The organism is Corallococcus macrosporus (genome assembly GCF_017302985.1).
GTDB classification, from domain to species: domain Bacteria; phylum Myxococcota; class Myxococcia; order Myxococcales; family Myxococcaceae; genus Corallococcus; species Corallococcus macrosporus_A.
Window position 1 is genome coordinate 245,465 of record NZ_JAFIMU010000007.1, and the last position, 15,904, is coordinate 261,368.

A 15,904-nucleotide genomic window follows, 5' to 3' on the forward strand; every position below is an offset into this window, starting at 1 on the left:
CCCGACGGCAGTCATCAGCACCTGCACGCGGGGTGGAGGACAAACGCCTGGAAACAGGAATGGGACGAGCCCTTCCGGGCTGGCACGCCAGCCGCAATGAGGGCCCGCATCGCCGTCCTCGCAGCCCGCCCCCTCCTGGAGTCCTCCCCCATGGCGCTCGCCCCCATCGCCCGGAAGCCGCTGGCTCCCGTCATTCAGCCCGCCGTCACCGAGAAGCCGCGCGCGGCCGTTCCCCAGGCCGCGCCCGTGCAGGTGAGGAAGCCCGCGGTCGTCGCGGATGGCTTCGACGTGAAGAAGCCCACGACGGGCCCGGAGCTCAGCGGCATGGGCCAGGCCGTGAAGCCCGCCGTCCCCCAACTGCGCGTGGGCCTGGGCGCGACGGGCGCGGCGCCGGTGGAGCGCCAGACGGTGTCCGGCGAGGACAAGGCAAAGCAGGCGGTGGACATGAAGACGGTGGGCGAGCGCCGCGCCGAGACGGTGGATGCGCAGAAGGCCCTGCGGGAGAAGACCACGCAGGAGGCCGACAGGCTCTTCGCCATGGCGGACGGCAAGGCGCCCGTGCCCGAGGGCGCCAGCGTCAAGCGCCTGTCCGACACCCAGGTGGAGCTCACCCGCGTCAACGGCCAGAAGGAGGTCGTGGAGCGCTCCGTCGCGACGAAGCAGGACGGCGCGGTGGTGATGGACACGGCCGCCTACGCGGATGGCGTCAACACGCGCGACCGGCTGGAGCTGAAGGACGACGGCAGCTCGCTGGTGGAGCGCGCCGAGTGGAAGGGCGACCGGAACGAGACCGCGGACCTCAAGTCCTTCGGGGACATCTCCACGGCGAAGGACCCGGGGCTCACGTACACGCGCAACGCGGTCCACATCGAGCCGGACAAGGACGGCGACCGGCTCATCACCGACGCGTACTCGCAGGCGGACGGCGGCGCGCAGACGAGCCGCACGGCCTACTACCAGCAGAAGGGAGGGGGCTCCATCGACAACAAGCTCAAGGGCCCGTTCGACTTCGGCAAGCCGGTGGATCGCGCGGACACGTACACCTATACGATTCCGCCGCGCGGCGAGGACGGCAAGCAGGGCGACGTGCAGTACAGCCGCGTGCAGGACTTCTCCCAGGAGAACGTGAAGGCGACGTCCTACGTGGACCGCACGCTGGACGGCCACACGCACCTGGCGGGTGAAGGGCCCCACACGATGGAGGGCCTGCACAAGGTCCGCGACGCGTACGGCAAGGAAGGCGGCGAGAACTACGACGCGGACAAGACCGGCGACGGCCGCCCGCCGAAGCGCTGGACGGTGGACATTCAAAAGGGCGCGGACCGGCTGGACTCGCAGACCTTCATCGAGGGCTACCCGGACGCGACCATCAAGACGCAGCGGACACGCGAGGGCAGCACGGTGAAGGAGACGTTCGAGGGCAAGACCTTCGAGAAGGCGGACTCCTCCAAGCGCGTGCCCGTGAGCGGCGAGTCCTCCACCACGTACGGCCAGGACGGCTCCATCGAGAAGCTGGACGCGAAGAGCCGCGAGCCGGACGGCTCCGACCTGGAGCAGCACTACACCAGCAGCCGCAAGGCCACCGGCCAGGGCCTGGAGCTCCAGGAGTCACTGGAGACGAAGCGCACGAAGGACGACAAGACGGAGAGCGCGCTCAAGGAGGACACGTCGCTGCTCTCCGGCCGGGGCGCGCAGTTGGTGAGCTCACGCACCACGGTGACGGACGCGGACGGCCGCAAGGGCCTCCACGAGGTGGGCCCGGACGGCGAGCGGCTACAACTGTCCGGCAAGGGTGGCGCCGACATGCGCGACGTCACCGACGCGGAGGCCTTCAAGGACGACGCCTTCGGCAAGGTGCTGCTGGAGCAGGCGTCCATCTACACCGCGAACACGGTGAACCAGTACGCCAACAGCGGCGGCGCGCAGGCGCTGAACATCCTCAAGGGCCTGAGCCAGGACGCGGGCCGGCTGCCGGCGAGGGCGACGGAGGTCCTGGGCCGGGACAGCCTCTCCAAGGGCCTGAACGCGGCACAGGGTGGCGCGAGCGCGCTGGGCGGCGTGGCGGGCGTGGTGGCCGGCGGCATGTCGCTGGCGCGGGGCATCCGCGAGAACAACATGCCGGACATCGTGAAGGGTGTGTCGGACACGGCCAACGGCGCGCTGAACATGTACTCGGGCGGCAAGGCGTTCACGGAGGCCATCAAGGACTTCAAGAACGCGGGCGCGCTCACTGCCACCACGCCCCCCACCGCGGCGAAGAGCATGCCCTGGGCGAAGTCGCTGGCGAACCCGAAGGTGGGCAACGCCCTCACGAGCACGGTGCTGGACTCGGTGAAGGGCATGGGCGGCATCGGCAAGGTGGCCGGGGTGACGGCGAGCGCCGGCAGCAAGGCGCTCTCCGCGCTCAAGGCGGCGGGCGGCGCGGCCAACGTGCTGGGCGCGGTGGGCGGCGCGGCCGGCGGCGTGATGGACATCGTCAACGGCGCGAAGGTGAACGACGGCGCGCAGATCGCCAAGGGCGCCGTCGGCATCGCGGGCAGCCTGGGCGGCGCGGTGGCGGTGGGCGCGATTGGCGGACCGCTGGGCATGGCGGTGGGCGCCGGCATCGGCCTGCTGGCCTTCGGCTTCGGGAAGCTGATGGACCTCATCAGCGACAAGCCGCACAAGATCTCCGAGCTGCAGATCGACTGAAGGCGCGGCTCGGATGGAGGCGGCGGTGGACGGAGCCACCGCCGCCTTCTGGCGCCTGATGCGGCCGCTCGCCAGCGGCCTGACACCGGGTACGCTCCGGTGTCATGGGAATGTACGGAGAGGTCCTGGGCATCGGCCCGTTCCGCCGCGAGCTGGTGCCGTTCCTCCAGCAGCCGGAGACGTGGCATCAGGGCACCCGCGACGGGGCCATCATCGTCGTCCCCGTGTTCCTGGCGACGGAGGGCAGCTCCCGCAGCCGCGAACTGGCCCGTTGCATGGGCGCGGAAGCCTGGGACTTCAACACCCATGCGCTCGACCCATGGCGTGCGGACGTGGACGCGCTCCGGCGGTTCCTGTCCCCCGGGGAGGAGCACAAGTTGGAGTGCTTCCTGAAGCTGCGGGACGCGAGCTTTGACTTCTTCTTCCAGCCGAACGGATAGGCCATGACACCGCCGGCTCTCCCTTCCGTGGTCGCGGGGGTCGTCGCCACGGGCCCCTTCCGACGGACCCTGGTGCCGTTCCTCGATTACGGCGCGAGCTTCTACGAGCACACGCGCGAGGGCACGCGGATCCTCGTGACGTTGATGTTCGACCTCCACGACCCGGTGCAACTGCGCGACGCGGGCCAGTGCCTGGGGGTGGATCCCTGGGACTTCAACACGCACGTCATCGACCCCGCGCGGGTCGACCTGGAAGGCCTGGGCATCGTCTGGGAGGACGACGGCCTGCCGGACAGGTTCACCGCGCTGAAGGACGCGGGGTTCCAGTTCCTCTTCCGGATGGAACCCTCGCGCCTCGCGCCCACTTCACCGTGAGGACGCCCATGCGGAGCACCTCCCGCCCGGCGCGGCCCAACTGGTCCGACTGTCGGACCAGTTCGGAGGGTGCGCCGCGGCCGGGAGGCCCCACGGGGTTCTCACCTTCTCAGCCGCAGCGACAGGCAGGCGTCACGCGTGGACGGAAGCGGAAATCCCCGTGACGTGCGGGTTGACGCGCGTCCCTGGCGCCCCTCTTATCTGTCCCTCCCCTTGATCAGGAGTCCCCGTTGGCAGGTGTGCCGGTTGAATTGACCCCGGAGGATTACGAGGCAGTCACCCAGCGGCCCGGTATGTGCATCGTGGACTTCTGGGCCCCGTGGTGTGACCCCTGCCACGCCTTCGCCCCCATCTTCACGGAGGCGGCCGCGCGGTTCCCGGACATCACCTTCGCCCGGCTGGACGCGGAGGCCCATGAGGCGGTGGCCGAGCCGCTGGGCATCGACTCCTTCCCCACCCTCGTCGCGTTCAAGGACGGCCTGGAGGTCCACCGCGTCTCCGAGGCGCTGTCCCCCGAGTCGCTGGACCGGCTGCTCGGCGCGCTGCGGGCCGTGGACGTCGCGGAGGAGCAGCGCCGCACCGCGAACCGAGAGCGGACCGAAGCCGGCGAGCGCCCCTCCGGCGTCCCTGACGGCGCCACCTGGGACGAGGGCGACAAGGAGTGGTCCTTCGGCCCCAAGGACGTCACCGGCCGGCCCCACGGCACGTGGCGGTACTGGCGCGCGGACGGCACGCTCTGCAACGAATGCATCCTGAAGCACGGCGCGCCGCACGGCCCCTTCAAGCGCTTCCACGAGGACGGCTCGGTGTCCCAGGAGGGCGCCTTCGAGAAGGGCCAGCTCCACGGCCCTCGCACCTGGTTCGCGTCCGAGCACTTCACCACCGAGCGCATGCACGAAGGCGGCGTGAACCCACGCGTGCGCAAGACGGTGATGCACTACGAGCACGGCACCGTGCGGCAGGTGCAGCACTTCGACGGCAAGGGCCAGCGCGTGGTGCCCTCCACCGGCGAGCCCTACCCCACCCGCCCCGCCCACCTGCCGGAGGACGCGGAGCTGCGCGAGGACCTGAAGCAGTGGGCCCGGGTGACGCTCAACGCGGACGCCGAGCGCCACGGCCTCACCCGCTTCTGGGACCTGCAGGGCCAGCTCCTCTGGGAGGCCGAGTACCAGAACGACCTGCGCCACGGCCGCTACTGGTCGCGCGCGGAGAACACCTACGCGGACTTCCGCGTCCACTTCGAGGAGGGCCGGGCGGAAGGCAACCTCGCGTGTGACACGTGGTCCCTGCTGGACGCGCAGCGGGCGGTGGTGCTCACGCGCGACCTGGGCCGGGCGATGGATGAGCGGACGCTGGCGCGCTCGCCGGTGTTCTCCAACCTGGCCCGGAGCGCGGAGGGCTGGCGCGAGCTGGCGAAGGAAGCCCGCGCGGACCGGCGCTACCGGGAGGCCCTGCTGGCCACCGCGCGCGCGTGCGCCACGTCGCTGGACGTCCAGCCGCTGAAGCAGGGCCTGGAGGAGCTGACGCTGCCGCGCACGAAGGACTCCGCGAGCGGGATCGCGGACGGCGTGGTGGAGGAAGCGGGCCAGCAGTGGGCCCCCTTGGCGGACGCGCTCATGCGCGGGGGTGACGCCGCCACGCTGCTGCGGGCCTACGCCGTGCTGCTGGACCAGACGGACCGGCCTCGCGCGGCGCTGGACTTCCTGCACGCGGCGATGCTGCTGGCGCCGGACCGCAAGGAGTACCTGTTCACGCGCGGCCTCATCCTGCTGAACCTGGGCGTGGCGGAGCAGGTGCGCAAGGACGCGCAGGGGCTCGCGGCGGTGGAGCCGGACACGGCCGCGTTCCTGGACACGTACGCGCGGGTCTTGTTCCCCCGCTTCGACTTCTGGGCGGGACAGGAGCCTCCACGCTGCACCTACGACGGCCTGCCGGAGAAGCCCCGTCAGTCCCTGGAGGCCATCCAGCAACTGGTGCGCAAGTACGCCACGCGGCTCCAGGCGATGCGCGGCGCGCTGCTCCAGCGGTTCAAGCCCGGCGCCGCGGTGTCGTGGCTGCCGCCGGACCTGTCGAGCCTGCTGGGCGCGGGACCGGTGGAGTTGAAGCAGTACGAAGTCGAGCAGGAAGACGAACAGGTGGAGGTCGACGAGACGCTCCACCTGGAGATGGGGCTCGCGGACCTGGCGCTGATGATGCGGGGGGACTGGAGCGCGCTGTCGTGGCTGTTGTGGTCATGCGGGGAGACGACGTTCCGGATGCCCACGCGCATCGCGCCGCCGGCGGACTTCGGTCAGGCGGCGGGGCAGGCCTCGCAGCGGCTGTGGCAGAGCCGGGACCGCAAGTTCCGGGGGGATGCCAGCACGACGAAGCCCGGCCAGGGTTTCCTGTTCGAGGGCGTGGCGCTGGGCGACCTGCATCCGAACCTGGTGTCCATCGCGGAGCGGCAGTACGCGGAGACGCAAGCGATGTTCTATTGGCTCAATGACCCGGATCACGTCTCTCCGTGGCAGAGCAACCTGAGGGGGAGCTAGGCATGAAGCGGATTCGTGAAACCATCGAGGTCGCGGAGCCCCTGTGGCGCGCGCTGGAGCAGATGAGCCACGACCTGGGCGTGGACCGCGATGCCCTGGTGGCCCAGGCGCTGTTCCTGCTCGCGAAGCAGAACGGCTACGTGTCGCCCACCCCCGTGGCGCTGGGTACACCGGTCGAGGCAGAGCCCGTGAGACCACCGGCGGCCTGGCCCCCCGAGCCCGTGGTGCGTCCTGCGGAGACTCCCACCGCTGCGCCCCCCGTGAAGGCAACAGCGCCAGTCGCGGCGCCCGTGGACGACGCCGCCCAGGCACGCGCCCGCATGCAGGAGGTCCTCGCCGCCGTGGACGCGGTCGTTCAGCCCCACGACGTGCCGGTGGCGTCCGATGACGATGAGTCGGAGGAAGACTCCGACGCCAATGCGGACGAAGAGGAGGACGCGTCCTCGGACGAAGACGAAGCCGAGGCCGACGCTGACGAGGCATCGGACGATGAAGAGGCCGACGCGGACGAGTCGTCGGACGAAGACGAAGCCGAGGCCGACGCTGACGAGGCATCGGACGAGGAGGCAGACGCTGAAGAGTCGTCGGACGAAGCCGAGGCCGACGCTCACGAAGCGGCCTCTGCGTCGTCGGACGACGAGGCATCGGACGACGAGTCCAGCGCCGACGAAGAGTCCACGGACGAGACATCGGACGAAGAGACGTCCGGTACGGACGAAGCGGCGGCTGCGTCGTCGGACGAAGGCGATGCATCCGACGAAGACGAAGCGGCCGACGAGAGTGCATCCGAGGCTGCCGTAGGCACGGAGGCGAAGGCCGAGGAGGAGGAGGACGAGGACGCCGCCGACATCGCAGCGGCGATTGGATCCGAAGAATCCCCGGGCGCCAGCCAGTCCGCTGACTCGGAGCCCGAAGAGTCCAAGACGGGTGAGGAGGCCACGGGCTCCGACGAAGACGACGCGCCAGATGCTCGGGCGGCAGCACCGGACGAGGAGGAGTCCCCGCCGGAACCCGAGGAGCAGAACCTTCCCTTCGTGGCACCTCCGGCCCCGAAGGGCCCCGTGCTCCGGAAGCAGGGCCGCGTGCTCCGTCAGTCCACTCCCGAGGACGAAGCGCCTCCAGAGGCCAACAAGGCCCGGAAGCCCGCTCCCAAGGCGTCCGCTCGCAAGGACCTGTTCGTCCGCCTGCGCCCGGACGGCCCCGCCACCCGCGTGGACGTGGAGCGCTTCACGCTGGGCCGTGGCCCGCAGTGCAGCCTCGTCGTGGCGTCCGGCAGGGTCTCCCGTGAACACGCCGCCGTCGTGCGCGAGGGCAACGACTACTTCATCGAGGACCTGGGCTCGTCCAACGGCACCTGGATCAACCACCAGCGCATCAAGCGCCAGAAGATCGCGGACGGCGACACCTTCAACCTGGGAACCGAAGCCGTGTACTTCTCCCTGGTCCCCAGCGACGACTGACGCGCTCAGGCCTTCCGCGGCGGATCGCGGATGCCCAGGGCGGAGATGACTCCGCCCAGCACGAGCAGCACCGTGGCCACGAGCATCACCCGGTGGAAGCCCGCGACGTCCAGTCGCGGGCCCACGATGAGCCCCGTGAACGCGATGGCGATGAGCCCCGCCACCCGCGCGATGGCGTTGTTGATGGCCGAGCCGATCCCCGCCTGCTCCTTGCTGACGGACCCGAGCACCGCCGACGTCAACGGCGCCACCGTCGTCGTCAGCCCCAACCCGAACACCCCCACGCCCGGCAGCATCTGCGTCCAGAAGTCCAGCGGCGTGCCGGCGCGCAGCATGAGCAGGAACCCGGCGCCCGCGATGCACGGCCCCACCGCCATGAACAGGCGCGGCCCGAACCGTCCGGCCAGCCCACCGGACACCGACGACAGCAGCAGCATGATGACCGTCGTCGGCATCAGCGCCAGCCCCGCCGTCGTCGCGCGAAAGCCCGCCACCTGCTGGAGGAACAGCGTGATGACGAACTCGCCCAGCGCCAGGGCCCCGTAGATGGACGTGGTGGCCAGGTTGCCCACCCAGAAGTTCCGCTCCCGGAAGAGCCCCAGCGGCATCATCGGGTGCGCCGAGCGCCGCTCCTGGAACACGAACGCGATGAACGCCGGCACGCCCACGCCCAGCGACACCCGCACCGTGGGATGCGTCCAGCCCACCGTCCCCTGTTCAATCAGCGCGTAGACCGGACCGCCCAGGCCCACGCACGCCAGCACGGCCCCCAGCACGTCGATGCGCACGCCCTCCGGCCGCGCGGGCTCCTCCATGCGCGCGAGCAGCGCCAGCGTCAGCGCGATGGGCAGCACGTTGATGGCGAAGATCCACCGCCAGCCCACCGTGTCCACCAGCAGCCCGCCCACCAGCGGCCCCGCGATGAACGCCGCGCCCGTCCAGCCGGTCCACGTGCCAATGGCCTTTGCCTGCTCGGGGCCGGAGAAGAAGGACAGGATGAGCGCCAGCGAGCCCGGCACCAGGAGCGCGCCCGTGGCTCCCTGAAGCCCTCGCGCGAGGATGAGCACCGCGCCCGTCGGCGCAAGCGCGCACAAGAGCGACGTGGCCCCGAAGCCCAGCAGCCCCAGCCGCAGGATGCGCTTGCGCCCGAACGCGTCCGACAGCGAGCCCGCCACCAGCATCAGCGAGCCCAGCGTGATGAGGTACGCGTCCACCACCCACTGCTGGAGCTTGAGTCCACCGCCCAGGTCCTGGACCATCGCGGGCAACGCGACGTTGATGATCGCCCCGTCCAGGAACGTGACGAGCGAGGCGAGCACGGCGATTCGCAGGACCAGCCGTTGTGGAGGAGTCACGGTGACGTGACTTTCCCGGAGGTGGCCTCCACTCGCATCCCGGGGAACGCACGGGACGTCAGGCAGCCAACTGCGCCGGGGAACAACCGGCGAGGAGCAGCGCGCTCCCCGCCGGAAGAAGACTCACGGACCCGGAGGGCCGTGAGGTCCGTCAGAGCTCACACCGCGGACCCTCGGTGCAGAACGGACTGGTCAGGTCCTTGCGACCGGGCATCTCCGCGTCCGAGTTGGACAGGAGGCGGACGGTCTCACGCTTCAGACTCAGCTTCTTGGGCTTCTGCATGTCCTGTTTGTCCATGGCATCGTCCTTTCGTTGCAGTCTTTGCGTATGTTGACAACCCCGCTGCATTCACGGGCAGGGATGCCCGTGACGCGGCTCAGAGGTCACACTTCGTGCCGTAATCCGTGCAGATGGGCGAGGTGAGCTCCTTGCGGGCCTGCTGCTCCGCTCCCGCTCCGGAGAGCAGGCGAACGGTCTCGCGCTTCAGACTCAACTTCTTGGGCTTCTGGGTCTCCTGCTTGTCCATGATGTTGCCCTTTCGTTGTTGTCGTCGACGGCGTTTACTGCAACAGCAAGTCAAACACCTGTTTCCCGAGCAAACAAGCGCTCCCCGCCAGAACCGCCATGCGTTGAATTTCATTTCCAGACTGGATGGAGCCCGACATGCGACCCAACCTCCCATGGAAACCGTTGCTGCAAGGCGTCGAGCGCGACACGGCGCTGCAAGTGCTCGCAATGCTTGTCGATGCGCTGTCGCATCCTCCCGGGCAGGTTTCATCCCTTCCATCGCTCGCGCGAGGTGACGCAGGGCGCGCGATTTTTTTTGACGCGCTCGCGCGGGCTCACGGTGACGCGAAGCATCGCGAGTCTTCGGAGGCGTGGCTGGAGCTCGCCACGGGTGCGCTCGGCGCGCAGACGCTGGGGCCGGACCTCTATGACGGCTTCACGGGCATCGCGTGGGCCGTGCAGCACGTGCAGCGCCCTTCTGAAGCCCCGGAGGAGGATCCGCTCACGGACATCGACGCCGCGCTCGAGGACTTCCTCCAGACGCGCCCGTGGACGCACCGCTACGACCTGGTGAGCGGGCTGGTGGGCATGGGCGCGTACGCGCTGGAGCGCCTTCCACGGGAGGGCGCGCGGCGCTGCCTGGAGGCCGTGGTCGCGCGGCTCGGAGAGCTGGCGGAGCGCACGCCGGAGGGGTTGCGCTGGAGGACACAGGCCGGCCATGTCGAAGCACGGATGCGCGACGAACATCCCGAGGGCAGCTTCAACCTGGGCGTCGCGCACGGCATTGCGGGGCTGCTCATCGTGCTGGGCGGCGCGGTGGCCGCGGGGGTCGAGTCCGCGCGCGAGCTGCTCCAGGGAGGGTGGACGTGGTTCATGGCCCGGCGCGCGGCGGACGCCGACCCTGCCCGCTTCCCCACGCGCGTGGGGATGCGGAATGAACCCCTCACGTGGCCGCGCCGTCCGGCGTGGTGCTACGGCGATCCCGGCGTGGCGCTGGGACTGCACACACTGGCGCGCGCGGTGCGCAATCCGGAGTGGGAGGCCCAGGCGCTCGCGCTCTGCCTGGAGGCCGCGGGGCGCTGGAAGGACGTCGCTTCCGTGAGGGACGGAGGGCTCTGCCATGGCTCCGCGGGGCTCGCGCACCTCTACAACCGCCTGTACCAGACCACGGGCGAGCCAGCATTCGAGGCAGCCTCCCGCTTCTGGTTCCAGCAGCTGTTCTCCGTGCACCGGCAGCCGGGCCTGGGCGTGGCCGGCTTCCGCACGCGGGAGTACTCCGACGACGGCTCGGGTGACTGGACCGACGACACGGGCCTGCTCGGAGGAGCCACCGGCATCGCGCTGGCGCTCCTCGCTGCGACCTCCTCCGCGGAGCCCTCCTGGGACCGGATGCTGCTCATGTCCCTGCCCCGCTCTCCCTTGGACTCTCCATGACGCCGCCGGGCTTCGCTCCTTCGGGATTCTTCGTCCTCCGTACCCCGCTGCTACCCTTCGATGAGCTGCTCGCCTGGGGCCGGGGGCTCTCCGCATCCGCCGCGCTGACGTCATCCACCGTGGACCTGGAAGCGGCCATCGAGCGGGACCAGGCGCTGTTGCGTGACCGGCTCTCCGCGGTGATTGCCCGGCCGGAGGTGCGGGAGGCGCTGTTCCTCGCGTCGCCGTCGCTGGAGGAGCACCTGCCCACGTGGACTTCCGCGCCCGGCGGTCCGCACGGCGAGAAGCTGGAGCGGACGCTGGTGCGCTACTGGCAGCGCATGGCGGCGCGGTCGACGCCCTTCGGCCTCTTCGCGGGCAACAGCCTGGGCCTGCTCACCGACACCACCCGGCTACGGCTGCCCGCGCGGGAGACGTACCGGCGCCACACGCGGCTGGACACGGACTACGTCGACGCGCTGATGGAGAAGCTCGCAGGACTGCCCGCGCTGCGTGAGGCCCTGCGCTACCACCCCAACTCCAGCCTGTACCGCGTCGCGGGCCGGCTGCGCTACGCCGAGTCCCGGCGCGATGGCGGCTCACGCACCTACCGGCTCGTGGGCGTGGAGCCCACGCCGTACCTGGAGGCGACGCTGGAGCGGGCCCGCGCGGGCGCGTCGCTCGCCACGCTCGCGCAGGCGCTGGTGGACGCCGACCCCGACGTGTCCCGCGAAGAGGCCGCGGAGTACGTGGACATGCTCGTCGAGAACCAGCTCCTGGTGCCGGACCTGGCGCCGCCCGTCACGGGTGCGGAGCCACTGCGCGAGCTGCTCACGCGCCTGGAGCCCGTGCCCGTGATGGCCGAGCCCCACCGCGTCCTCCAGGACGTGCAGCACGCGTTGACGACGCTGGATGGCTCGCCGCCGGGCGCGGAGCCTTCACGCTACCGTGCGCTGGCTCGGGGACTGGAGGCCCTGCCCGCTCCCGTCGACGTGAGCCGCCTGTTCCAGGTGGACCTGCGCAAGCCCGCGGAAGCGCTGACGCTGGGCAAGGCCGTGGTGGACGCGATGCTCCAGGGCGTCACCCTGCTGCACCGGATCAATCCGTCCTCCGAGTCCGCGACGCTGCGGCGCTTCCGCGAGTCCTTCGTGCAGCGCTACGAGACGCGCGAAGTGCCCCTGCTGGAGGCGCTGGACGAGGACGTGGGCATCGGCTTCGAGCTCACCAGCGCGGAGGCCGCGGAGGACGCGCCGCTCCTGCGCGACCTGTTCCTTCCCCCTCCGCGCGCCGAGGAGCGCGTCGCATGGGGCAAGGCACAGGCGCACCTGCACCACCGGCTGTCGGAGGCGCTGCTCCAGGGAACCTCGCTGGAGCTGACCACGCACGACGTGGAGGCGCTCGCCCATCCACGTCCGGGCCCCTTGCCGGATGCCTTCTCCGTCATGGGCACGGTGCTCGCGGCCTCCCAGGAGGACGTGAACTCGGGAGACTTCCAGTTCGTCTTCGAGTCGATGATCGGCCCATCCGGCGCGGCGCTCCTGGGCCGCTTCTGCCACGGAGACCCGGAGCTCTTGCGCCACGTGACGGAACACCTGCGCGCGGAGGAGGCCCTGCGCCCGGAGGCCACCTTCGCGGAGGTCGTGCACCTTCCCGAGGGCCGCAACGGGAACATCCTCTGCCGACCCGTGCTGCGCGCGCACGAGCTGGTGTACCTGGGACGCTCGGGCGTGCCGCCGGAGCAGCAGCTTCCGCTCACGGACCTGTTCCTCTCCGTGCAGGGCTCCCGCATCGTCCTGCGCTCCGCGAGCCTGGGACGTGAGGTGCTTCCGCGCGTCACCCACGTCCACAACTTCGGCCGCGCGCACCTGCGGCCGTACACCTTCCTGGGCACGCTCCAGCAGCAGGGCGTCACCCCCGGCCTGCGCTGGCAATGGGGACCGCTCTCCAGCAGCGCGCACCTCCCGCGCGTGACGATGGGCCGGCTCATCCTCCACCGCGCCCGCTGGCGGCTCCGGGCGTCCATGCTCCGCTCGCTCGGGCTCCATGAAGGCGCGGAGCGCTTCCGTGAAGCCCAGCGGCTGCGCGAGCGGTTCCAGCTCCCGCGCTTCGTGGGCCTGGAGGACCGCGACAACGTGCTGCCAGTGGACCTGGAGAACGTGCTCAGCGTGGACACGTTCGTCCACCTGGTGCGCCAGCGCGCGGACGACGTGGTGCTGGTGGAGCTGCTGGACAACGAGCGCCTGTGCGTCCAGGGCCCCGAAGGCCGCTTCACCCACGAGGTGGTGGTGCCCTTCGTGCGCACCGCGCCAGTGGCACCCGCGCCCGCCGTGCACCTGCCGAAGCCCTCGCGCATCGAGCGCTCCTTCCCACCGGGCTCCGAGTGGCTGTACGTCAAGCTCTACACCGGCACGGCGCTCGCGGAGCGCGTGCTGGCGGAGGCCGTATCGCCGTGGGTCCATCAGGCGCTGGCCTCCGGAGCCGCGAGCCAGTGGTTCTTCCTGCGCTACGGCGACCCGGACTGGCACCTGCGCGTGCGCCTGCGCGGCGATCCGCGACGGCTGCACGGCGAGGTGCTGGAGCACCTGCACACGCTGCTGGGTCCCCTCCGGAAGGACGGGCTCGTCCACCGCGTGCAGGTGGACACGTACGAGCGCGAGGTCGAACGCTACGGCGGAGACGCGGGCATTCCACTCGCGGAGGCGTGGTTCCACGCGGACAGCGACGCGGCGCTGGAGCTGCTCGGTACCGTCGCGGAAGAAGGCGGTGAGGACGCGCGCTGGCGGCTGGTGCTGTGCGGCGTCGACACGGTGCTGACGGACCTGGGCCTGGACCTGGAGGGCCGCTGCCGGCTGCTCGAGGGACTGCGCCAGGGCTACGGCCAGGAGTTCTCCGTGGACGGCGCCGTCGAGCGCAGGCTGGGCGAGCGCTTCCGGAAGCACCGCCAGGAGCTGGAGTCCCTGCTGTGGCGGCCGTGGCCCTCCGAAGGACTGCTCGCGCCGGGACTCGCGGCGCTGCGCCGCCGAAGTGAACGGCAGGCGCCGGTGCTGGCACGGCTGCGCGCGTGCGCGGACACAGGGCAGCTCACCCAGCCCCTGGACCGCGTGGCCGGGAGCCTCGTCCACATGCACACCAACCGGATGCTGCGCACCGCCGCCCGCGCACAGGAGCTGGTGCTCTACGACCTCCTCCACCGCCTCTACGCGTCCCGCCTGGCCCGGGAGCGGAAGCAGACCTGAGGGGCACGACCCGTCCGGCGCCCTGCCTTCGTATCCAAAGGCAGGAGACACACGACATGGCACAGCCGATGTACACCGGACAGGTCCGCACCGTGGGTGAGAGCATGGCCCGCAGCACCACGGAGGCGCAGGCGTTCAAGATCTTCATGGACGAGCCCGTGGAGCTGGGCGGCCAGAACGGCGCGCCCAGCCCGCTCGACTTCATCCTCGCCGCGCACGCGGGCTGCCTGAACTACATGACGTTCTTCATCGCCCGCGAACTGGGCATCCCCGTCACCGGCACCGAAATCACCGTGAAGGGCTCGCTGGACCCCGCGAAGTTCGCCGGCACCAACCGGGAAGTCCGCGCCGGCTACCAGTCCCTCACCGCCACCATCCACGTGAAGGGCGACGTCACCCAGGAACAGCTCGCCCACCTGCTGCGCGAGGTGGAGACGCGCTGCCCTGTCAGCGACAACCTGGCCCACGCCACCCCCGTCCACCTCTCCATGGTGCCCGCCCGGTAGGTCCGCTTTCCCACGCTCCATCCCCACGACGGGCCCGGCGCCAGCACAGGCACCGGGCCCGTCGCGCGTTCCCACCCCAGGTCACCTTGACTTCGAAATTACGCGGGTAATATTACGGTCGAAATCAAAGGAGCCGCACATGACCGCCAGCTACATCGTCGACGCCGTCCGCACCCCGCGCGGACGCGGGAAGATGGGCAAGGGAGCCCTCACGGGGCTGCACCCGCAGGAGCTGCTCGCGCAGACGCTCAACGCGCTCCAGCGGCGCGGCGGCTGGGACGCGCGTGAGGTGGGCGACGTCATCGCGGGGTGCGTGTCACAGGTGAACGAGCAGGGCGCGAACATCGCGCGCAACGCGGTGCTGGCGGCGGGGTGGCCGCAGGACGTGTCCGCCGTGTCGCTCAACCGCTTCTGCGGCTCCGGGCTCCAGGCGGTGAACTTCGGCGCCATGGGCGTGGCCTCCGGCGCCATGGACTTCGTGGTGACGGGCGGCGTGGAGAGCATGTCGCATCTGTCGCTGGGCGCGGACGGCGGCGGCCAGGACGGCGGCAACGTGCGGCTGCGCGAGCGCGTCTACCAGGTGCCCCAGGGCATCAGCGCGGACCTCATCGCGACGCTGGAGGGCATCACCCGCGAGGACGTGGACGCGTGGGCCCTGCGCTCTCAGCGGCAGGCGGCGCGCGCCATCGAGGAGAACCGGTTCGCCAAATCCCTCTTCGCGGTGAAGGACCCGGCCACCGGCGCCATGCTGCTGGAGCGCGACGAGTACCCGCGTCCGGACACCACCGCGCAGGGCCTGGCCGCCCTCAAGCCCGCGTTCGTCGCCATGGGTGAGACCGCCGTGGGCCCGAACGGCGAGACGCTGGACGGCATCGCGCTGGCCGCCTACCCGCAAGCGAAGCGCATCCAGCACGTGCACACGGCGGGCAACTCCAGCGGCATCGTGGACGGGGCGGCCGTGGTGGCGCTGGCGTCCGAGCGCTACGTGAAGACCCAGGGGCTCAAGCCCCGCGCCCGCATCCGCGCCATGGCGACGGTGGGCACCGAGCCGCTCATCATGCTCACCGCCCCCGCGCCCGCGAGCGAGAAGGCCCTGCGCATGGCCGGCATGAAGGCCCGCGACATCGACCTGTGGGAGATCAACGAGGCGTTCGCCGCCGTGGTCCTCCAGACGACGCGCGCGCTGGACATCGACCCGGAGCGGGTGAACGTCAACGGCGGCTCCATCGCGCTGGGCCACCCGCTGGGCGCCACCGGCGCGATGCTGCTGGGCACCGCCCTGGACGAGCTGGAGCGCACGGGCAAGGGGACGGCGCTCATCACCATGTGCATAGGCGGCGGCCAGGGCATCGCCACCATCATCGAGCGCGTGTAGCGCCGCGCCCCGGA

Annotated in this window: 12 protein-coding genes; 9 read left to right on the forward strand and 3 right to left on the reverse strand. The window is 70.8% G+C overall.

The window, feature by feature from the left end; all coding sequences use genetic code 11:
- The first annotated feature begins 150 nt into the window (after window positions 1–150).
- From JYK02_RS13315 to JYK02_RS13335, 5 genes are all read left to right on the forward strand, one after another.
- Window positions 151–2,691 carry a hypothetical protein gene (locus JYK02_RS13315; RefSeq protein ID WP_207051306.1) on the forward strand — a complete coding sequence of 847 codons (2,541 nt, stop codon included), beginning with the start codon at window positions 151–153 and terminating at the stop codon, window positions 2,689–2,691.
- A gap of 110 nt (window positions 2,692–2,801) precedes the next feature.
- Window positions 2,802–3,131: a hypothetical protein gene (locus JYK02_RS13320; protein ID WP_207051307.1), complete on the forward strand. Its 330-nt coding sequence runs from the start codon at window positions 2,802–2,804 to the stop codon at window positions 3,129–3,131.
- A 3-nt stretch (window positions 3,132–3,134) separates the two neighbouring features.
- Window positions 3,135–3,506, forward strand: coding sequence for a hypothetical protein (locus JYK02_RS13325; protein ID WP_207051308.1), 372 nt, complete (start codon window positions 3,135–3,137; stop codon window positions 3,504–3,506).
- A 239-nt stretch (window positions 3,507–3,745) separates the two neighbouring features.
- On the forward strand, window positions 3,746–6,037 hold the full coding sequence (locus JYK02_RS13330) for a thioredoxin domain-containing protein (RefSeq protein WP_347402486.1): 2,292 nt from the start codon (window positions 3,746–3,748) through the stop codon (window positions 6,035–6,037).
- Window positions 6,038–6,039: 2 nt separating this feature from the next.
- Window positions 6,040–7,497 (forward strand): FHA domain-containing protein, encoded by a 1,458-nt coding sequence (locus tag JYK02_RS13335; protein ID WP_207051310.1) that lies wholly within the window; start codon window positions 6,040–6,042, stop codon window positions 7,495–7,497.
- Between the two features lie 5 nt (window positions 7,498–7,502).
- On the opposite strand, the gene JYK02_RS13340 is transcribed toward JYK02_RS13335, so the two are convergent.
- From JYK02_RS13340 to JYK02_RS13350, 3 genes are all read right to left on the reverse strand, one after another.
- Complete coding sequence (locus JYK02_RS13340) at window positions 7,503–8,852, reverse strand: MFS transporter (RefSeq protein WP_347402487.1); 1,350 nt, start codon at window positions 8,850–8,852, stop codon at window positions 7,503–7,505.
- 151 nt (window positions 8,853–9,003) lie between these two features.
- Complete coding sequence (locus JYK02_RS13345; RefSeq protein ID WP_207051311.1) at window positions 9,004–9,150, reverse strand: hypothetical protein; 147 nt, start codon at window positions 9,148–9,150, stop codon at window positions 9,004–9,006.
- 79 nt (window positions 9,151–9,229) lie between these two features.
- Window positions 9,230–9,379 carry a hypothetical protein gene (locus JYK02_RS13350; protein ID WP_207051312.1) on the reverse strand — a complete coding sequence of 50 codons (150 nt, stop codon included), beginning with the start codon at window positions 9,377–9,379 and terminating at the stop codon, window positions 9,230–9,232.
- A 137-nt stretch (window positions 9,380–9,516) separates the two neighbouring features.
- Between JYK02_RS13350 and JYK02_RS13355 the strand changes: the two genes are divergently transcribed.
- From JYK02_RS13355 to JYK02_RS13370, 4 genes are all read left to right on the forward strand, one after another.
- Entirely contained in the window at window positions 9,517–10,794 is a 1,278-nt protein-coding gene (locus tag JYK02_RS13355; RefSeq protein ID WP_207051313.1) for a lanthionine synthetase C family protein, read from the forward strand.
- Complete coding sequence (locus JYK02_RS13360; RefSeq protein ID WP_207051314.1) at window positions 10,791–14,009, forward strand: lantibiotic dehydratase; 3,219 nt, start codon at window positions 10,791–10,793, stop codon at window positions 14,007–14,009. The genes JYK02_RS13355 and JYK02_RS13360 overlap by 4 nt, the downstream gene beginning before the upstream one ends.
- 56 nt (window positions 14,010–14,065) lie before the next feature.
- Window positions 14,066–14,515, forward strand: a complete 450-nt coding sequence (locus JYK02_RS13365) for an OsmC family protein (RefSeq protein ID WP_242588728.1) — start codon at window positions 14,066–14,068, stop codon at window positions 14,513–14,515.
- Between the two features lie 139 nt (window positions 14,516–14,654).
- Window positions 14,655–15,890: an acetyl-CoA C-acetyltransferase gene (locus JYK02_RS13370; RefSeq protein ID WP_207051315.1), complete on the forward strand. Its 1,236-nt coding sequence runs from the start codon at window positions 14,655–14,657 to the stop codon at window positions 15,888–15,890.
- The last annotated feature ends 14 nt before the right edge of the window (window positions 15,891–15,904 follow it).